We start from the raw sequence: 20,332 nt of genomic DNA, 5'->3' as shown, positions 1-20,332 counted from the left end.
ATAGGAGGCAGGTCCTCTGCCACCGCAAACGGTTTTATCCCAGGACCAGTAATTTCACATTTGACATGGAGAGGAAAGGTACTGGAGTCTGGAAAGTTACAATTTAGAAGTGTTCATACTTTCTTATTTGTAAAGTAAGCTTAAGACGCCCACTATGCCGATAAATGGCAAAGATAATTTTCATTTCATTTAAAGAGGTGAAGGAGTAAATGGAGTTTGTTGTTAAAACGGATGTTGGAATGAGAAGAACAGTAAATGAAGATCGGGCGGACGTTTTTGTTCGCTCCGATGGGCGCATTTTAGCCGTAGTAGCGGACGGTATGGGTGGTCACAATGCTGGTGATATCGCAAGTGAAATAGCTATTTCCGAGTTCAAAAGATACTTTGCGGCATATAACCCTTCCATTGTAAAGGCTAAAGACTGGTTGACATATACGTTTCAGTCGATAAATCAGGCAATCGTTAAACATTCAACCGTCAATAAAGGTTGTGAGGGAATGGGTACTACGCTCATTGCTGGATTATTTGAACAGAATAAAGGAATTATTGCTCATGTAGGAGATAGCCGCGTATATGAACTTTTACCGAACGGTATTGGGAGAATTACGAGAGATCATTCTTATGTAAATGTATTGATCGACTCAGGTGAAATAAGTGAGGAACAAGCTAAAACTCACCCGAAGAAAAATGTTCTTATGAAAGCAGTTGGAACAGAACAAACAATTCAACCAGATTTTCATGAAGTAGAGTTTCAACCGAATTCCTATTTTCTCTTTTGTACAGATGGACTAAGCAATAAATTGAGTGAACCGTTCATTCATTCCATTCTATACTCAAATACGTCTTTAGCCGAAAAAGGTGCAGAGCTTGTAGAAGAAGCAAATCGCGCAGGTGGAGAAGATAATATTTCTTTAATAATACTATCTAATAATAGTGAGGAGGTGTGAGGATGTTAATAGGAAAAAGAATTAGTGGCAGATATAAGTTGCTAGAAATGATAGGCGGCGGAGGTATGTCCCACGTTTACTTAGCGCATGACATGATATTGGATCGTGACGTTGCCATAAAAGTACTTCGTTACGATTTTTCTAACGAAGAGGAATTACGTCGTCGTTTTCAACGTGAAGCATTATCTGCAACCAGCCTCACACACCCAAATATTGTGAATATATACGATGTCGGTGAAGATGAAGATATTCACTATATCGTGATGGAGTATGTTAGAGGTGAAACATTAAAACAATACATACAACGTAATGCACCAGTTTCTCCGGTAAGAACAGTAACGATTATGAGACAGCTAACATCTGCCATTGCTAATGCGCATAACAACCATATTATTCATCGGGATATTAAACCGCAAAATATCTTATTGGATGAAGAAGGTAAAGTTAAAATAACGGACTTTGGTATAGCAATGGCTTTGAGTGCAACATCCTATACCCAAACAAATTCAGTGCTTGGGACAGTCCATTATTTGTCTCCTGAACAAGCTCGTGGTGGAACAGCTACGAATCGTTCAGATATTTATGCTTTGGGGATTGTCTTGTTTGAGCTGCTAACTGGACAACTTCCTTTTTCAGGTGAATCAGCAGTTTCCATTGCATTAAAGCATTTGCAAACTGAAACTCCTTCCATTCGTTCGATTATTCCTTCCATCCCACAAAGTCTGGAGAATGTGGTCCTAAAAGCAACTGCTAAAGACCCAAATAATCGATACCATTCTGCGGAGGAAATGGAAGAAGATTTAGCAACTGCCTTGTCACCAGAACGAGCAGATGAAACAAAATTTGTAATAGCTGTCGACAACGACGCTACGAAGGTTTTACCTGTTATTAAAGAGCCGGTTCCTTTTGAAGAGGTTTCAGAAACAAAAAAAATACCTGTTGCACCAACTAAGTTGGACAAGGACGTTCCAAAGAAAAAGATAAAAAAGTGGAAAATTGTAACTGGGGTTATTGCAGGTGTTCTACTACTAGCAATATTATTTTTCATCCTCTTCCCTGGGTTATTTAAACCAGATAAAGTAGAAGTGCCTGATGTGGCAAATCTAAATTTACAAGCTGCAATTGAACAAATAGAAGCGGAAGGTTTCGTTGTAGGTGAAGAAATACTAGAGTTTTCAGATGAGGTGGAAGAAGGAAATGTTATTCGAACCTCACCGGAGGCAGGAAAACTTCGCGAAAAAGAAACAAAAATAGATTTGTTCGTATCATCAGGAAAAGAATCTTCTGAAATTGCCGATTATAGAGGGAGAAATATTGATGAGGTAAAAGAATTACTTTCAAATTCAGAATTACGTTCCATTGAACCCGAAGAACAATTTTCAGAAAAGCCAATAGGTGAAATTATCGGACAAGATCCGCCACCAGGTACTGAAATTATCCCATCTGAAACAGATTTAGTGTTTACTGTTAGTAAGGGACTGGATTTACGTACAGTAAGTGACTTAACTGATTGGAATGAAAAAGCATTAAAGGATTATGAGAAATCTTCTGGTTTTAAAATAAAAATAGCAGGTTCGAAGTATTCCGATACCATCCAAAAAGGTAATGTGATTAGTCAAGAACCTCAAGCAAACAAAAAAGTTGCGCCTGGAAGTACGATAGAGGTTGTGGTCTCAGATGGACCAAAACCTGCTTCTACAAAATTGGTAGTAAAAACGGTGACGATCCCTTACGAGCCTCCAAACACGGAAGAAGAGGAGGGTGGAGTTGAGGGAGAAGAAGATGAAGAGCAACCTACCCAAGAAGAACAAGTTGTAAGAATCTATGTGCAAGATAAAACACGTACAATGGCCGTACCTATTGAAGAGTTCGTATTAACTCAAACAGTAGAAAAACATATTAAGTTAGAAATAAGTGAAGGACAAAAAGCTGCATATCGGATAGAAGTAGGTAACACAATATTTGCACAAGAAACGATTGATTATAAGGATATAAAATAGGGAGGTTACGGATGCCGACAGGTCAAATAAGAAAAGCATTAAGTGGATTTTACTATGTTTATGACAATGGAGAAATGATAACTTGTCGAGGAAGAGGCGTATTTCGCAATAGAGGAGAATCTCCGTTAGTAGGAGATATTGTTGACTATAAGGTGGAAGGGGATAATGACGGAACAATTACGGTCATTCACGAACGAAAAAACAGTCTCGTTCGTCCTCCTATCGCCAATATTGATCAGGCAATTTTAGTTTTTTCTGTGAAGGAGCCAGACTTTAATACAATCTTATTAGATCGCTTTTTAGTAGTATTGGAGTCATTTCACATCGAACCAATTATTTGTTTAACAAAAAGTGATTTACTAGATGAAAAGATGGAGAAAACAATCGAACAATATATAAAAGAATATGAACAAATTGGCTATAACGTTTTAATCACGTTTAAAGATGACCCGCAATTTGACGACAAAATTACTCCTTTATTAGAAGGAAAGACTACGGTGCTTGCCGGCCAATCTGGTGTAGGTAAATCTACGCTTTTAAATACGATATTACCTACACTTAACTTAAAGACTGGAGTAATTTCGGATGCTTTAGGACGCGGAAAGCATACGACACGACATGTGGAACTTATAGAGGTATGTGGTGGCTTACTCGCTGATACTCCTGGATTTAGCTCTTTTGAGTTTGAATTAATGGAAAAAGAAGAACTATCAAGATGTTTTCCAGAGTTCGTAGAAATTCAGGATGAGTGTAAGTTTAGAGCATGTATGCATGTAAATGAACCAAAATGTGCAGTAAAAAATGCAGTAGAATCAGGAAGCATAAAAGATTATCGATATAAACATTATCTACAATTTTTTAATGAAATAGTGGAAAGAAAGCCGAGGTACTAAATTATGTTTAAAATTGCCCCATCAATACTAGCAGCTAATTTTGCAAAGCTGGGAGAAGAAGTGTTAGAAGTAGAAAAAGCAGGTGCTGAGCTTATTCATATAGATGTAATGGATGGTCATTTTGTTCCGAATATTACGATGGGACCAATTGTAGTGGAAGCATTACGACCTTTAACGAAGCTCCCTTTAGATGTACATTTAATGATTGAAAATGCCGATCAATATATTGAGTCATTTGCAAAAGCAGGTGCGGATTATATTACGGTTCATGTAGAAGCAAGTCCACACTTACATCGTACGATTCAATTGATTCGTTCTTTTGGCGTAAAACCGGGAGTCGTGTTAAATCCACATACTCCAATTGAATCGATTCAACATGTTTTAGAGGATATAGACATGGTCTTATTTATGACAGTAAACCCAGGCTTTGGAGGTCAAAAATTTATTCATTCAGTTGTGCCAAAGGTAAAACAATTGGCAGATATCGTGAAAGAAAGAAATTTAGCGATCGAAATCGAGATTGATGGCGGAATAAATGAAGAAACGATTATTCCTTGTGTAGAGGCAGGAGCTACGATATTTGTAGCTGGTTCTGCCATCTATAATGCAGAGGATAAAGGGAAGGCTTTACAAGCAATAAAAGAAGCCGGTTTAAGTGTAGCGGTAAAATGAAAACGGTCATCGTTTGCTCAGGAGGTCCAGTAGAGGAAGTTGTTGATTTTAAACAACTTCCTTTTTCCAAAGAAGATACTTTTTTTATCGGTGCTGATCGTGGAGCTCTTCATTTATTAACAAATGGAATAACGCCACATGAAATTATTGGTGATTTCGATTCATTAAAAGAAGAAGAATTTCATTTATTAGAATCAACGGTTGAAAAAGTGACAGTTTTACAAGCCGAGAAGGATGAAACAGATACACACATAGCAATACTGCGAGCTATAGAATATAAACCGGATAACATTATTTTAACAGCGGTAACTGGTGGGAGACTCGATCATTATGAAGCAGTTTTACATGATATGATACGCTTTCAAATGAACTATCCGGAAATTGTTTTCTACATACGTAATAAGCAAAATATTATTCGTTTTTTATTACCTGGAATACATGAAATTAAACCTGATTCACATTTTAAATATATTTCTTTTTTTTCGTACGGTGAAACAGTTGAAAATATATCTCTTAGAGGCTTTCTGTATGAAGTTACCAAAGAAAATATTTCATTTGGCAATTCCAAATTTACTAGTAATGAAGTAAGTGGACGAATTGGTACTATCTCTTTTACTGCTGGCATATGTTTAATGATAAGAAGCAGCGACTAAAAGGGAGGAATTGTGTGTGAAGGTATACACATTTAGATTGCCTAAATCAGTAAGTAGTTTTGTAAGAGTTTGTATTCGCATGTTTAAGAAAGAAGAAGTCAAGAAGTAACAGATGATGGACGCAAGTCTTCTGGGGAAACAAAAGAAAAAATGCCAGGTCGACTGTTGTCGGCCTGGCATTAATTATGAGTACGATTAAACGCGCTCAACTTTTCCTGATTTCAAAGCTCTAGCAGAAACCCAAACACGTTTAGGTTTACCGTCTACAAGAATGCGGACCTTTTGAAGGTTTGCCCCCCATGTACGCTTGTTGGCGTTCATTGCGTGAGAACGAGCATTACCAGAACGAGCTTTACGCCCAGTGATTGCACATACTTTTGGCATTATATTTCCTCCTTTAAAAAAGAAGCTGAAAGATTTTTCAGTTCGATATTTCACATACTTTAATAATTTACCACAGACTAATATGAAGTGCAAGCATATCAAGAAAAAAACCTTTACACCATATTTAATGTGGAAGCGCTTGTTCTGCCCTGACAAGCAAATGAGAAAATTCTATGTCCAACCCTGTTGGACGTAGAAGAATCACATTTGACCTCGAAGGGCAAAGCGCTGCAACTGGATATCTTGAAATGCGCAAGCGACTAGTATAGGAATACAGTCTAAGTTCGCGACATCGTGTCGCAACGACTGCATGACCCACTTCCTGTGGGCCTCCCGACAGGCAAATGGGGAAAAGCGAGGAGGCAGCTCTTCAGCCACCACAAACGGTTTAATTGTTTGAAGTTTGCGACGAGCTTGCGCAGGAGCAGCTTTTTCACATTTGACCCCGAGGGGCAAGGCGCTGGAGCTGGACAAAAAGAAATGCGCAAGCGCCTATTTTTCCCGCGAATGGTAATACCCACTGCGACGAGTTGTGGGCAGGAGCAATGTGCTGGATAAAAAGAGTAAAATGAAAAATGCATCAAATGTTACACGTTTTTTGCCTATCTATCCATCATACCCTATAATATAGAAGGAAATAGTATAAAAAGTAAACGCTCTCTTTTATAATTCTGAACGGTGTAGTACAATAAAGGGTAGTCAAAAAGACTTGGGAGGTTTCATCATGTCAATTGAATTGAAAAATGAATTCGGACAAATTGATATATCGCAAGATGCAGTTGCACAAATTGCAGGCGGAGCCGCTATAGAGTGTTACGGAATAGTTGGTATGGCATCTAAGCATCAAATTAGAGATGGATTAACAGACATATTAAGAAAAGAAAATTTTACAAAAGGCGTTATTGTAAGACAAGAAAAAGAAGACCTACATATTGATATGTATATTATTGTTAGTTACGGAACAAAAATTTCTGAAATAGCTTATCAAGTGCAATCAAAAGTGAAATATACACTAAATAAATCTCTTGGTATGTCAGTGAAATCCGTAAATGTATATGTACAAGGAGTTCGCGTGGCAAGCGTGTGAATGAGGGAGAGAAAACAATGAAATCAATTAATGGTATACAGTTTGCAGATATGGTTAAAATGGGTGCTCACCACCTTTTTCAAAACGCAGACTACGTAGATGCTTTAAATGTTTTTCCAGTTCCTGATGGAGATACTGGCACAAATATGAATTTATCGATGACTTCTGGTGCTAAGGAAACAGCAGCTCATTCTGTAGAGCATATCGGTAAAACAGCTCAAGCATTATCCAAAGGTTTACTAATGGGAGCTAGAGGTAACTCTGGGGTTATTCTTTCCCAATTATTCCGTGGGTTTGGAAAATCAGTTGAGCAATCTTCTACACTAGATGCTAAACAATTTGCTGAAGCTTTAAATTATGGTGTAGAAACAGCATATAAAGCAGTGATGAAGCCGGTAGAAGGTACTATTTTGACTGTTGCAAAGGACTCTGCTAAAAAAGCGGTAGAAGTGAGCGAAACAGAAGACGATATTCGCCTATTAATGGAAGCAGTTGTAGAAGAGGCAAAAGCTTCGTTAAATAGAACACCTGATTTACTTCCAGTACTTAAAGAAGTTGGGGTAGTAGATAGTGGCGGACAAGGGCTGTTATTTGTATATGAAGGCTTTTTAGCTAGCTTAAAAGGTGAAGCATTACCTGAGAAAACAGTTAATTCGTCAATGGATGATTTAGTGAGTGCTGAACACCATAAAAATGTTCAAGGATTTATGGATACGTCCGAAATTGAATTTGGATTCTGTACTGAATTCATGGTTCGTTTTGAGGATGGTAAAAAAGCATTTGATGAAACCTCATTCCGAAACGATTTAAGTGCTTTTGGTGATTCATTATTAGTCATCTCAGACGACGAAATTGCTAAAATCCATATCCACTCTGAAACACCAGGGGAAGTATTAACATATGGCCAACAATATGGAGATTTGATTAAGATTAAAATCGAAAACATGCGCCAACAACATACAGATATCGTAGGAGAAGGATACTCGAAAGAAATTCCTGCAAAAAAAGCAGAGATACATCCTTATGCAGTAGTAACAGTTGCGATGGGCGAAGGTATTTCGGATCTTCTAAAAAGCTTAGGAGCTTCCGCAGTAATTGAAGGCGGACAAACAATGAATCCTTCAACCGAGGATATTGTAAAAGCAATCGAGGCAGTGGGAGCAGAACGCGTCCTCATCTTACCGAACAATAAAAACATTATTATGGCTGCTGAACAAGCAGCAGAGGTGATGGGTATTGAAGCAGCTGTCGTACCAACGAAAACACTTCCACAAGGAATGGCAGCTATTTTAGCATTCAATCCACAAGCTACTGTAGAAGAAAATAAAAAGCATATGACCGAAGCGTTTTCTCATGTTAAAACAGGTCAAGTTACTTTCGCAGTTCGGGATACTTCGATTGATGGCGTGGAAATTAAAAAAGATGATTTCATGGCTCTGGCAGAAGGGAAGATTATTCTTTCTAATCCTTCTAGAGAAGAGGCAGCAACTAAGCTTGCAACAACTTTGATCGATGAAAATGCAGAAATCGTTACGATCATTTACGGTGAAGATGTTAATGAAGAAGAAGCAACTAAATTTGCGGCTTTCATTGAAGAGCAATTCGAAGATGTTGAAATTGAATTATATAACGGTAAACAACCTTTATATCCATATATTTTATCGGTTGAATAGAAATAAGATGCCACGAGGAATGAAGTTTACTTTCCCCGTGGTTTTTTTTGGATAGATTTACTTGAAAAATTTAGGTCGAGCGTAATTAGGTTAAAGATAAATAACCAAGTGGTTTAAACACTATCTCTCCATTTTATTCTCTTAATCTTCTAACCTTTGTTTAATATGTACATTCAGTGTAAAATAAGTAGTAAATATACTATTGGAGGTCTATGCAATGAAGTTCAAATCAGTTTTTGACATAATTGGACCTGTTATGATTGGACCATCTTCTTCCCATACTGCAGGAGCAGCACGTATAGGAAGAGTAGCAAGAGATTTATTTGGAAAGCAACCTACATGGGCAAGAATACATTTATATGGTTCATTTGCAGAGACCTATAAAGGACATGGAACAGACGTAGCGATTATTGGTGGATTGCTAGATTACGATACGTTTGATGAGCGTATAAAAACAGCCTTTGAAGATGCAAAAAAGGTTGGACTGACATATGAGTTTATTCCTGAAACCGCTCACACAGAGCATCCGAATACTGCTCGTATTGTGATTGGAGATGGAACACAAGAAATGTCGATGGTCGGTATTTCCATCGGTGGCGGAAAGACAGAAATAACGGAGTTGAATGGTTTCCCGCTTCGTCTATCAGGTAATTTAGCGGCAATTTTAGTAGTGCATGAAGATCGTTCTGGTTGTATTGCGAGCGTGGCAAATTGTCTTGCTAAATATGATATTAACATCGGTCATATGGAAGTTTCTCGTAAAGAAAAAGGAAATATGGCGTTAATGGTAATTGAAGTGGATCAGAATGTGGATGCCAATATACTTGCGGAATTATCTACATTACCTAATATTACACAAGTTACTAGAATAGCGGACTAAGGAGGAAGACGAATGGATGTTTTATTTCATAATGTTCGTGAATTAGTTGATTTAGCTAACAAAGAGCAAAAACTGATTTCAGAAATCATGATCGAACAAGAAATCTTAATAACAGAGCGTTCAAGAGAAGAAATAATGGCTCAAATGGATCGTAATTTGACTGTAATGGAAGAAGCGGTAGAAAAAGGCTTGAATGGAGTTCGATCAACGTCCGGCTTAACGGGTGGAGATGCGGTGCTACTTCAAAATTATATGCAAAGAGGAAACACTTTATCTGGAGAATTAATGCTAGATGCGGTTAGTAAAGCAGTTGCAACAAATGAAGTGAATGCAGCAATGGGTACTATCTGTGCGACTCCGACTGCTGGTTCTGCCGGTGTTGTACCGGGAACATTATTTGCAGTGAAAAACAAGTTAAATCCTACAAGAGAGCAAATGATTCGTTATTTGTTCACAGCGGGTGCTTTTGGTTTTGTAGTTGCCAACAACGCTTCTATTTCTGGAGCGGCAGGTGGCTGCCAAGCTGAGGTTGGATCAGCAGCAGGTATGGCAGCAGCGGCAATTGTAGAAATGGCTGGAGGAACTCCTGAACAAAGCGCACAAGCTTTTGCAATTACCCTTAAAAATATGCTTGGCTTAGTGTGTGACCCTGTAGCGGGTCTTGTAGAAGTTCCATGTGTAAAACGAAATGCAATGGGTGCCTCTAATTCATTAGTGGCAGCAGATATGGCATTAGCAGGTGTAACAAGTCGGATTCCATGCGATGAAGTAATAGATGCCATGTATAAAATTGGCCAAACAATGCCAACTGCATTAAAAGAAACTGCTCGAGGCGGGCTTGCAGCAACTCCTACAGGAAAATGGTTAGAATCCAAAATTTTTGGCGGAGCAGTAGTTAATAGTGGAAACTAAAAAGAATGAGTTAGTTACTTCCTTAAAAGGAGTGGGAAGTGGTACAGCTAACGCATTGCAAGAATTAGGGATCATCACATTAGAAGATTTGGTTATGACCTTTCCCTATCGTCATGAAGACTTTCGATTAAAGAACTTAGCGGAAACCGCTCATAATGAACGAGTAACAGTGGAAGGAAGGGTCGAAAGTGAGCCTTCTCTTCTTTTTTTAGGGAAAAACAAATCGAGATTGCAAGTCCGTTTATTAGCAGGACAACATCTGATTAAAGCAGTTTTTTTTAATCAAGCTTATTTAAAAACGAAGATAACACCAGGTGCAGTCATTACAGTGACCGGAAAATGGGACAGGGGAAGACAAGTCATAAATGTTTCTACCTTTTCGGCTGGCCCTAAGACGGACCAACAAGATTTTGAACCTGTCTATTCATTGAAAGGTACGATCAGCCAAAAGACTTTTCGGAAATTTATGAGACAAGCATTGGATGAGGTAAATGGATACCTAGTAGACATCTTGCCTGCATCAATTAGAGAAACCTATCGTTTGCCTGATATTTCGACGGCGTTGGAAGGAATACATTTTCCACAAAATGCAGAGCATTCAAAAGATGCAAGAAGACGTTTTGTTTATGAAGAATTATTAATTTTTCAGTTAAAAATGCAAGCTATAAAGAAAGCTCGTAAGGAACAAAATATCGGTAACAGCGTTGCGTTCAATAATGATTTGGTGAAAAAATTAATTGAATCTTTACCGTATGAAATAACTGATGCACAAAAAAGAGTTGTAAACGAAATTTGTCGAGACTTAAAAGAACCTTATCGTATGAACCGCCTTTTACAGGGAGACGTAGGCTCAGGGAAAACAATTGTTGCGGCTATATGTTTATATGCGACTATTACTGCGGGTTATCAAGGAGCACTTATGGCTCCTACGGAAATATTGGCGGAACAACATGCTACTTCTTTGGATGAATGGCTTACCCCAATTGGAGTCAAAATTGCTTTACTGACTGGTTCTACAAAAGCGAAGGCTCGTCGTGTTGTATTAGAAAATTTAGAAGCCGGTAATATAGATTTGTTAATAGGAACTCATGCATTAATTCAGCCTGACGTCTCATTTAAAAAATTGGGCTTAGTTATTACAGATGAGCAGCATCGATTTGGAGTAGAACAACGAAGGGTTTTGAAGGAAAAAGGGGAAAATCCGGATGTATTATTTATGACGGCAACTCCGATCCCCCGAACTTTAGCCATTACAGCGTTTGGAGAAATGGATGTATCTGTTATAGATGAAATGCCTGCTGGCCGAAAGAAAATTGAGACTCATTGGATGAAGCAAGATCAAATGTACAAACTAATAGTCCGGTTAAAAAAGGAATTAGCTAAAGGAAGACAGGCTTATATTATTTGTCCACTTATTGAAGAGTCAGAAAAACTAGATGTTCAAAATGCTGTGGACGTATACAATATGATGGTTACTAATTTGGGAACAGGCTATACAGTAGGTTTGATGCATGGACGTCTTCATCCTGATGAAAAAGAGCAAGTGATGAGGGATTTCTCAGAAGGGAAAGTTCAAGTTCTTGTCTCAACAACGGTCGTTGAAGTAGGAGTAAATGTACCGAATGCAACCTTTATGATTATTTTAGATGCGGAACGATTTGGACTTGCCCAACTACACCAGCTAAGAGGGCGTGTGGGACGAGGAGAACACCAATCGTATTGTATCCTACTTGCTGATCCAAAATCAGAAGAAGGAAAAGAACGAATGATATCCATGACCGAAACGAATGATGGTTTTGCGCTTGCTGAAAAAGATTTAGAATTACGTGGTCCAGGTGACTTTTTCGGTAGAAAGCAAAGTGGGTTACCAGAATTTAAAGTAGCAGATCTTGTACATGATTATCGTGCACTTAATACTGCAAAAGTAGATGCAGAAGGATTGTTAGATTCAGATGCTTTTTGGCAGTCTGAAGAAATGGAAGGTCTAAGAACAATATTATTAAATTCCAAAGCGCTAGATGGTGAGCGTATTGACTAAAGAGAATGCTGGAAGGATTGCAAATCAATTCTTGCATTCTTTTTTTAATATTTATATACTGATATTAGTACCAAGTGCTAAAATGGTGGTGATTGGATGAAATACTCAAAAAAAGAAAGACAGAAGTTACTACTTGATACATTAGATAAAAACCCATTTATCACGGATGAAAAATTAGCTTCTACATTCAATGTAAGTGTGCAAACAATAAGACTTGATCGAATGGAATTATCTATTCCGGAATTGCGAGAGCGTATAAAAACTGTAGCAGCACATAATTTTGAAGAAGAAGTGAAATCACTTCCTATCGACGAGGTAATTGGTGAAATAATTGATATTGATTTAGATAAACAAGCGATTTCTTTATTAGATATTACAAAAGACCATGTGTTTGCAAGAAATGGAATAGCGAGAGGGCATCATTTGTTTGCACAAGCCAATTCTTTGGCTGTTGCTGTCATAAATGATGAATTAGCGCTTACTAGAAAATCTAATATCACATTTGTGAAGCCCGTTCAAGAAGGTGACAGAGTGATTGCAAAGGCTGTAGTAGTTTCTAGCGATATGGAAATAAACACAACGCTTATTGAAGTAACGAGTAAAGTGGAGAATGACACTGTTTTTGTAGGTCAATTCAGTATGTATAGAGTGACAAAGTCTTAAATAAGGTGATGACATATGAAAATTTCAATTGATGCAATGGGTGGAGACAACGCCCCACATGAAATAGTGAAGGGCGTATATGACGCATTACAAGCTTTCGAAGATCTGCATATTCAGTTATATGGGGACGAGGAAAAACTGTCTTCTTTAGTAACTGCTCATGACCGATTACAAGTGATACATACAAATGAGATTATTGAAGGTACCGATGAACCCGTACGAGCTGTCCGGAAAAAGAAAAATTCGTCGATGGTAAAAATGGCAGAGTCCGTGAAAAACGGAGAAGTGGATGCATGCGTTTCTGCAGGAAATACGGGAGCATTGATGGCAGCGGGTTTATTTGTTGTTGGTCGTATTGACCAAGTGGATCGACCAGCACTTGCTCCTACCTTACCGACATTGGATGGAAAAGGGTTTGTAATGCTTGACCTGGGAGCAAACTCAGATGCAAAACCCGAACACTTAGAACAGTTTGCTGTAATGGGAAGTGTGTATGCAGAAAAAGTTCGAGGTATTAAAAATCCACGAGTTGGACTTTTGAATATAGGGACTGAAGACAAAAAAGGAAATGAATTAACGAAAGCTACATTCGATTTATTAAAAGAAGCGCCAATCAATTTCGTTGGAAACGTGGAATCAAGAGATTTGTTAACTGGTGTTGCGGATGTCGTTGTAACGGATGGGTTTACCGGTAATATGGTATTAAAAACGATTGAAGGAACGGCATCTGGGATTTTTACTTTGTTGAAGGAAGCTTTTAATACTTCTACGAAAACAAAAATTTCTGCACTTCTTGTGAAAGGTCAGTTAAAAGAGTTAAAAGGGAAACTAGACTATTCCGAGTATGGTGGAGCAGGATTATTTGGTTTAAAAGCTCCTGTCATCAAAGCGCATGGTTCTTCTAATGCAAATGCAATTTTTCATGCCATCAGACAAGCAAGAACAATGGTAGAACATGACGTTTGTGGAATTATTCAAAGTACTTTAAGAAAGGAATTACCAAATGACTAAAATCGCGTTTATATTCCCAGGACAAGGTTCTCAATCTGTTGGAATGGGACAACAATTTATTGAAAATGACCATACTAGCAAAAAGCATTATGAGTTAGCAGATGAGGTACTAGGCTTTTCTCTATCTAATATTATGTTAGAAGGACCTGCTGAAGAATTAACAAAAACTTTTCATGCGCAGCCCGCTTTACTTACAACTAGTACAATGATTGCTAATAAACTAACGGATGCCGGTATTTCTCCTGATTATACAGCTGGACATAGCTTAGGGGAATATTCTGCACTCGTTGCCTCAAATGTACTTAGTTTTGAGGAAGCTGTTTTATTAGTTCATCAAAGAGGCTTGTACATGAATGAAGCTGTTCCTGCAGGTGAAGGTGCAATGGCGGCTATTTTAGGGTTAGATAAAGAAGCATTAAGGGAAGTAACGAATGAAGTATCTAAAAGTGGTGAAATAGTCCAAGTTGCTAACTTGAACTGCCCAGGTCAAATTGTCATTTCTGGAACGGTTGCAGGCGTAGAAGTAGCTTCAGCAAAAGCGAAAGAAGCTGGGGCGAAAAGAGCGATTCCACTAGTAGTAAGTGGACCATTCCATTCAGAACTAATGCGACCTGCAGCACAAAAATTAGATGCCGCAATTTCAGCTGTTACGTTACATGATACGAAAACACCGGTAATTTCAAATGTCACAGCGCTTCCTGTAACAGAAGCATCAAGTATAAAAAACTTACTAGTTGAGCAATTATATTCTCCAGTTCGTTGGGAAGAATCAGTGGAGAAAATGTTGGAGCTTGGTGTAAATGTATTTATCGAATGTGGGCCTGGTAAAGTACTTAGTGGTTTAGTGAAAAAAATCGATCGCTCTGTAACAACATATTGCGTTTATGACGAAGCATCTTTGCAGCAAGTTATTACAGAATTAGGAGAGGTTAATAATGGGTAAATTAGATGGCAAATCAGCAATTGTAACTGGTGCTTCACGTGGAATTGGAAAAGATATTGCTCTTTATCTTGCAAAAGAAGGAGCAAAAGTAGCTGTTAACTATAGTGGCAGTAAAGAAAAAGCGGAAGAAGTAGTAGAAGAAATAAAATCATTTGGTGGGGAAGCATTTGCTATTCAGGCGAATGTAGATCAATCCGAAGATGTACAAAATTTAATTAGTGCTACTTTAGAGAATTTTGGTTCTATCGATATTTTAATAAATAATGCAGGAATTACGAGAGATAATCTTCTAATGCGTATGAAGGAACAAGAATGGGATGATGTTCTTAATACAAACTTAAAGGGTGTCTTTCTTTCCACAAAAGCAGTTACACGCCAGATGATGAAACAAAGAAAAGGGCGTATTATTAATATTACTTCCATTGTTGGTGTTTCTGGAAATCCTGGTCAAGCAAATTATGTTGCAGCTAAGGCGGGTGTGATAGGTTTAACCAAAACTACTGCACTAGAGCTAGCTAGCCGTAATATTACAGTGAACGCTGTCGCACCTGGTTTTATTACAACCGATATGACTGAGGCTCTTCCAGAAGAAGTGAAGGCTCAAATGTTAAGTCAGATTCCGCTTGCTAAGTTTGGAAATACGGAAGATATTGCTAAAGCAGTTGCATTTTTAGCTTCGGATGATGCGAATTATATTACTGGTCAAACGTTACATGTTAATGGCGGCATGTATATGTAATTTTACAGTCCGTTGAATAATGCTAGTAGTCGTTGGAGAACTTATTACCTCGACTATCGCAATTGGATCTGAAATAATATTCATGAATTTATAATTACACTTTCCATAGGTTAGAGTTTTTTGTATAATCATTGAGGGGAGGTGACAAATTTGTCAACAGTATTAGAACGCGTAACGAAAGTAATCGTGGATCGTCTAGGTGTAGATGAAAGCGAAGTAAAATTAGAAGCATCTTTCCGTGATGATTTAGGTGCTGACTCTCTTGATGTAGTAGAATTAGTTATGGAACTTGAAGATGAGTTCGATATGGAAATTTCAGATGAAGATGCTGAAAACATTTCAACTGTAGGTAGTGCAGTTAGCTATATTGAAAGTAAACAAGCTTAATTTCAATAACTTCAGAGACGTTCTACTCATTCCTTGCGAATAGAGATAGAACGTCTCTATTTCTTTTGCACAAAGCTATAGAAACAGGTAAACTTAAACAGATAGATCCATAAGCAAGAAAGGCAGATAATTCATGAAAAAAAGTACGCATACGAAAAAATCAGTTTTCCCTGAAAGTGTTAAAGAACATTTTAATCTCTTTCAACAACATTTTGATATTCATTTCGATAATCCAACATTATTGTATCAAGCCTTTACGCATTCATCTTATGTGAATGAGCATCGACGGAAATTTTTTGCCGATAATGAAAGACTAGAGTTTCTAGGAGACGCTGTTTTAGAATTGTCTGTTTCTCAATATTTATTTCAACAATACATGGGGATGAGCGAAGGAGAACTGACAAAACTTCGCGCAGCAATTGTTTGTGAGCCATCTCTTGTACTATTTGCCAATGAATTGAATTTTGGTAAATATGTATTGTTAGGAAAGGGAGAAGAATTGACAGGTGGACGTGAAAGACCTGCGCTTCTTGCAGACGTTTTTGAAGCATTTATCGGTGCATTATACTTAGATAAGGGACTTGCAACAGTTATTTCATTTTTAGAAAAAATTGTATTCCCTAAAATCGAACTCGGTGCTTTTTCGCATGTGATGGATTATAAAAGTCAATTACAAGAAATTATTCAGCAACAAAATAATGGAACGTTAAGTTACGAAATCGTGGAGGAAAAAGGTCCTGCACATAATCGAACCTTTGTATCTCGTGTTTTGTTAAGTACAAATGAACTTGGCATTGGAAAAGGGCGTTCGAAAAAAGAAGCGGAACAACAAGCTGCAAGGCTAGCAATTATTGCATTAAGGGATCATGAACGGGAGGAATAAGTTTGTTCCTTAAAAGATTAGAGATAATAGGATTTAAATCATTTGCTGACCGTATTGGAATCGATTTTGTACCAGGCGTTACTGCGGTAGTAGGTCCAAATGGTAGTGGAAAGAGTAATGTAACCGACGCGATTAGATGGGTATTAGGAGAGCAATCTGCTAAATCGTTGCGTGGGTCTAAAATGGAGGATGTCATTTTTGCAGGAAGTGACTCTAGAAAAGCGTTAAACTTTGCTGAAGTTACGTTAATATTGGATAACTCGGATAATAGAGTTGCTTTAGACTTTGCCGAAATTAGTGTAACTAGAAGAGTATTTCGTTCAGGAGATAGTGAATACCTACTTAACAAACAAACTTGCAGATTGAAGGATATCACTGATCTCTTTATGGACTCTGGACTTGGAAAAGAAGCATTTTCTATTATTTCTCAGGGGCGAGTAGATGAAATTTTAAATAGTCGTCCAGAAGATAGAAGAACAATATTCGAAGAAACTGCAGGAGTACTAAAATACAAACAACGTAAGAAGAAAGCTGAATTTAAACTGATTGAGACAGACGACAATTTAAATCGTGTATTAGATATTTTGCATGAGTTAGATAGTCGAATGGAACCTCTACAAATACAATCATCGCTTGCTTCGGATTATTTAAGAATGTCCGAAGAATTAAAAGATATTGAAATAGCAGTAATCGCACATGATTTAAGAATGTGTGTTCAGCAAAGTGCTGAATTACATAAAAAACTTCATACATTGGATGAAACAAAACAAGCACTTCAACTACAAATAGATGATGTAGAGGCAACTATACAGGCAGACAGAAGAAAAATGTCTGATATAGATGAAAGTTTAGATACAAATCAAAGTGAGCTAGTAGAAGCAAGTTCTGAATTAGAGCGATTAGAAGGTAGAAAACTTTTACTAGCAGAGAAAAAACAAAATGCAAGTCAACAAATTTCCCAGTTAAAAAGAGCATTAGAAGAAGAACGCGAAAAACTTGAATTGCTCGAGAGACAGTTAAGAGAAAATGATGGTTCCAGAACAGAAAAACAAGTTCACTTAAAAGAACTTCGCTCCAAAAAGTTGCAAATTGACAAAGTCTTAAGTAAATCCGCTTCAGAAGTAGAAGAAGAAATAGAGGATTTAAAAAGTACTTATATCGATTTATTAAATGAAGAAGCTACTATGAAAAACGAAATGAAACATATGGAGCAGCAACTTCAATTTGAACTCGTGTCTTCTGAAAAAATGATGGAAGATTATCGTGAAATAAAAGAAGAACTAGAGAAACTAACTAAACGCAAAATGGAACTAGAATCTCGCCTGACTACTTGTCAAAAAGAGTTAGAACAGAAATTATCAGCATTTAAAAAGAAACGTGAAACAGCTGAACAGCTTGAAAATGGGTTGGAAGAACAACAGACGATGCTTCAAAAGGCATATCAAATGAAACATCAAATGCAAGCAAGAAAAGATTCTTTAGAAGAACTAGAATCGGAGTTTTCTGGCTTTTTCCAAGGTGTTAAAGAAGTATTGATTGCTAGAGAAAAAAAAGAATTACATGGTATTCATGGCGCGGTAGCAGAGCTGATTCAAATTCCGCATACGTATATGAATGCAATCGATACAGCAATTGGACAACAATCACAACATATTATTACTGATTCTAGTCAAGACGCGCGTTTAGCTATTGAATGGTTGAAAAAGAAGCGTGTAGGAAGAGCGACATTTCTTCCGCTCCAAGTAATGAAATCACGTAAGGTAAATGAGCAAACTTTAGCAATGGTTAAGGACCATCCTTCTTTTGTAAATACGGCGGACAAGCTGGTGAATTACAATGACGGGTATCAAATTATTGTGGAAAATTTACTTGGAAATATAATTATTGCAAAAGATTTAAAGGGTGCTAATGAAATGGCATCTCGTCTGCAATATAAATTTCGCTTTGTCACATTAGATGGTGATGTCGTGAATGCAGGAGGGTCCCTCACTGGTGGTTCTGTTAAACAGCAATCCTCCTTATTTACTCGTAAAGTAGAGCTAGAACAGCTAAATGATAAATTAGTAGAGTTGGAAAAAACGGTTCTTCAAGCGGAAAAATCGGTTTCTTCCAAAAAACAAGAAGTTCAAGGATTACGATTAGAATTGGAAGAAACACGTCTTTTGGGAGAAAGTTTAAGGGAAGAAGAACTTAAATTACTTTCAGAAACAAGAGAGTGTACCGCTATTATTTCAAGGCTTACAAGTCAGTTACTTGAATATGATGAAGAGAAAACGGAAAAAGGTAACTTGCATGATGATTTAGTCCGTAAAAAAGAACAAACTTCATCTCGTAGTGCGGAGATAAAAGAATCATTAGCTACTATTCAAGCATCGATTGACCAGTTACAAGTTTTAAAACTGCAATCGATTGAAGAAAAGGACAAATTTCAAAATGAGCTTGGTGAGTTGTTATCTCAGATTGCTGTAGTGAATGAACAAGTTACGCAACAAGAAAAAGAAAAAATTCAAATTACCAATTCAATTCAAGCTAGCACGCATAAAATTGATACTTTAGATAAAGAAATTGCTTGGTATGAAAATGATGACCAAGAAGGCCCAACTGCCGATGAATTATCAGATCTCATTACAAAGTACAAATTGACAAAAGATCGATTAATTGAGCAAATTCAAGCTGAAAAAAGTAGCAGAGTGGAACTTTCCCAAAATATTAATAGCGCTGAAAACAAGCTTAAAGAGCTACAGCAAAAAGCGGGCCTCCTGACAAATGAAGAGCGTACCTTGGAGATTAAACTAAGTAAACTAGAAGTAGAAATGAACACGCTTCGCAATCACTTAGAAGAAACGTATGAGCTGACACTGGAGGAAGCTGAACGTGACTTCCCGTTTAAAATGGAAGAACAATTGGCACGCAAAAAAGTAACCTTACTAAAAAGATCGATTGAGGAGCTTGGACCGATTAATCTTGGGTCAATTCAAGAATTTGAACAAGTGAGTGAACGTCACTCATTTTTAACAGAGCAACGAGAAGACCTACTTTCTGCCCAAGAAACTTTGCACGAAGTTATTAGAGAAATGGATGAAGAAATGACGATCCGTTTCGAAACAACTTTCAATGAAATACAATCTCACTTTAGAGTTGTTTTCCGTGAACTTTTTGGAGGTGGTCAAGCTGATTTAATTTTGACCGACCCTACTTCATTACTTGATACAGGGGTAGATATCATTGCACAGCCTCCGGGGAAAAAACTGCAAAATCTTACGCTTTTATCAGGAGGGGAGCGTGCGCTTACTGCAATCGCTTTATTGTTTGCTATTCTGCACACTCGTCCTGTACCATTCTGTATACTGGATGAGGTAGAAGCAGCCCTAGATGAGGCAAATGTGGCCCGCTATAGCAACTATTTAAAGAAATTTAGTCATGATACGCAATTTATCGTAATAACGCATCGAAAAGGAACAATGGAAGGTGCAGATGTATTGTACGGTATTACCATGCAGGAATCGGGTATTTCGAAATTAGTTTCAGTAAAATTAGAAGAAGAATTAGTAACTTAAAAAGGAGCTT

Annotated in this window: 19 protein-coding genes; 18 read left to right on the top strand and 1 reads right to left on the bottom strand. The window is 37.5% G+C overall.

The genetic code is table 11. The features are described 5' to 3' along the window. Positions 1-209: 209 nt before the first annotated feature. From AM499_RS09695 to spoVM, 6 genes are read left to right on the top strand one after another with little or no spacing between them, the layout of a single operon-like run. Positions 210-947: a Stp1/IreP family PP2C-type Ser/Thr phosphatase gene (locus tag AM499_RS09695; protein ID WP_053590021.1), complete on the top strand. Its 738-nt coding sequence runs from the start codon at positions 210-212 to the stop codon at positions 945-947. A 2-nt stretch (positions 948-949) separates the two neighbouring features. Continuing rightward, positions 950-2,947, top strand: coding sequence for a Stk1 family PASTA domain-containing Ser/Thr kinase (pknB, locus tag AM499_RS09690; protein ID WP_053590020.1), 1,998 nt, complete (start codon positions 950-952; stop codon positions 2,945-2,947). Between the two features lie 11 nt (positions 2,948-2,958). Next, on the top strand, positions 2,959-3,840 hold the full coding sequence (gene rsgA / locus AM499_RS09685) for a ribosome small subunit-dependent GTPase A (protein ID WP_053590019.1): 882 nt from the start codon (positions 2,959-2,961) through the stop codon (positions 3,838-3,840). A gap of 3 nt (positions 3,841-3,843) precedes the next feature. Next, positions 3,844-4,512 (top strand): ribulose-phosphate 3-epimerase, encoded by a 669-nt coding sequence (gene rpe / locus AM499_RS09680; RefSeq protein ID WP_053590018.1) that lies wholly within the window; start codon positions 3,844-3,846, stop codon positions 4,510-4,512. After that, the gene (locus tag AM499_RS09675; RefSeq protein ID WP_053590017.1) at positions 4,509-5,165 is read left to right on the top strand and encodes a thiamine diphosphokinase; all 657 of its coding nucleotides are present in this window, start codon (positions 4,509-4,511) and stop codon (positions 5,163-5,165) included. Before rpe ends, AM499_RS09675 begins: the two co-directional genes overlap by 4 nt. 16 nt (positions 5,166-5,181) lie before the next feature. After that, a complete protein-coding gene (spoVM, locus tag AM499_RS22380; RefSeq protein ID WP_156316786.1) occupies positions 5,182-5,274 on the top strand; it encodes a stage V sporulation protein SpoVM in 93 nt (30 codons plus the stop codon). Between the two features lie 86 nt (positions 5,275-5,360). On the opposite strand, the gene rpmB is transcribed toward spoVM, so the two are convergent. Then, complete coding sequence (rpmB, locus tag AM499_RS09670) at positions 5,361-5,549, bottom strand: 50S ribosomal protein L28 (protein ID WP_053590016.1); 189 nt, start codon at positions 5,547-5,549, stop codon at positions 5,361-5,363. 724 nt (positions 5,550-6,273) lie between these two features. Here rpmB and AM499_RS09665 point away from each other — a divergent pair. The 12 genes from AM499_RS09665 (at position 6,274) to smc (ending at position 20,322) form a co-directional block, all read left to right on the top strand. Next, the gene (locus AM499_RS09665; RefSeq protein ID WP_053590015.1) at positions 6,274-6,636 is read left to right on the top strand and encodes an Asp23/Gls24 family envelope stress response protein; all 363 of its coding nucleotides are present in this window, start codon (positions 6,274-6,276) and stop codon (positions 6,634-6,636) included. A 17-nt stretch (positions 6,637-6,653) separates the two neighbouring features. Then, entirely contained in the window at positions 6,654-8,309 is a 1,656-nt protein-coding gene (locus tag AM499_RS09660; protein WP_053592155.1) for a DAK2 domain-containing protein, read from the top strand. Between the two features lie 217 nt (positions 8,310-8,526). Beyond that, a complete protein-coding gene (gene sdaAB / locus AM499_RS09655) occupies positions 8,527-9,189 on the top strand; it encodes an L-serine ammonia-lyase, iron-sulfur-dependent subunit beta (RefSeq protein WP_053590014.1) in 663 nt (220 codons plus the stop codon). A gap of 12 nt (positions 9,190-9,201) precedes the next feature. Continuing rightward, positions 9,202-10,101: an L-serine ammonia-lyase, iron-sulfur-dependent, subunit alpha gene (gene sdaAA / locus AM499_RS09650; protein WP_053590013.1), complete on the top strand. Its 900-nt coding sequence runs from the start codon at positions 9,202-9,204 to the stop codon at positions 10,099-10,101. Beyond that, positions 10,091-12,139 (top strand): ATP-dependent DNA helicase RecG, encoded by a 2,049-nt coding sequence (gene recG / locus AM499_RS09645; RefSeq protein ID WP_053590012.1) that lies wholly within the window; start codon positions 10,091-10,093, stop codon positions 12,137-12,139. The genes sdaAA and recG overlap by 11 nt, the downstream gene beginning before the upstream one ends. A 96-nt stretch (positions 12,140-12,235) precedes the next feature. Then, positions 12,236-12,802 carry a transcription factor FapR gene (gene fapR / locus AM499_RS09640; protein ID WP_053590011.1) on the top strand — a complete coding sequence of 189 codons (567 nt, stop codon included), beginning with the start codon at positions 12,236-12,238 and terminating at the stop codon, positions 12,800-12,802. Positions 12,803-12,817: 15 nt separating this feature from the next. Beyond that, positions 12,818-13,813 (top strand): phosphate acyltransferase PlsX, encoded by a 996-nt coding sequence (gene plsX / locus AM499_RS09635; RefSeq protein WP_053590010.1) that lies wholly within the window; start codon positions 12,818-12,820, stop codon positions 13,811-13,813. Beyond that, on the top strand, positions 13,806-14,756 hold the full coding sequence (gene fabD, locus AM499_RS09630; protein WP_053590009.1) for an ACP S-malonyltransferase: 951 nt from the start codon (positions 13,806-13,808) through the stop codon (positions 14,754-14,756). The genes plsX and fabD overlap by 8 nt, the downstream gene beginning before the upstream one ends. Continuing rightward, a complete protein-coding gene (gene fabG, locus AM499_RS09625; RefSeq protein ID WP_053590008.1) occupies positions 14,749-15,495 on the top strand; it encodes a 3-oxoacyl-[acyl-carrier-protein] reductase in 747 nt (248 codons plus the stop codon). Before fabD ends, fabG begins: the two co-directional genes overlap by 8 nt. Before the next feature lie 150 nt (positions 15,496-15,645). Further along, on the top strand, positions 15,646-15,882 hold the full coding sequence (acpP, locus tag AM499_RS09620) for an acyl carrier protein (RefSeq protein ID WP_053590007.1): 237 nt from the start codon (positions 15,646-15,648) through the stop codon (positions 15,880-15,882). 133 nt (positions 15,883-16,015) lie between these two features. Continuing rightward, positions 16,016-16,765 carry a ribonuclease III gene (rnc, locus tag AM499_RS09615; RefSeq protein WP_053590006.1) on the top strand — a complete coding sequence of 250 codons (750 nt, stop codon included), beginning with the start codon at positions 16,016-16,018 and terminating at the stop codon, positions 16,763-16,765. A 2-nt stretch (positions 16,766-16,767) separates the two neighbouring features. After that, the gene (gene smc, locus AM499_RS09610; RefSeq protein ID WP_053590005.1) at positions 16,768-20,322 is read left to right on the top strand and encodes a chromosome segregation protein SMC; all 3,555 of its coding nucleotides are present in this window, start codon (positions 16,768-16,770) and stop codon (positions 20,320-20,322) included. Positions 20,323-20,332: the final 10 nt, after the last annotated feature.

It is taken from the genome of Bacillus sp. FJAT-22090 (assembly GCF_001278755.1).
In the GTDB taxonomy this organism is placed as follows: Bacteria; Bacillota; Bacilli; order Bacillales_A; family Planococcaceae; genus Psychrobacillus.
Note: the sequence above shows the minus strand (reverse complement) of the source record. Positions and strands in the feature narration are given on the sequence as shown.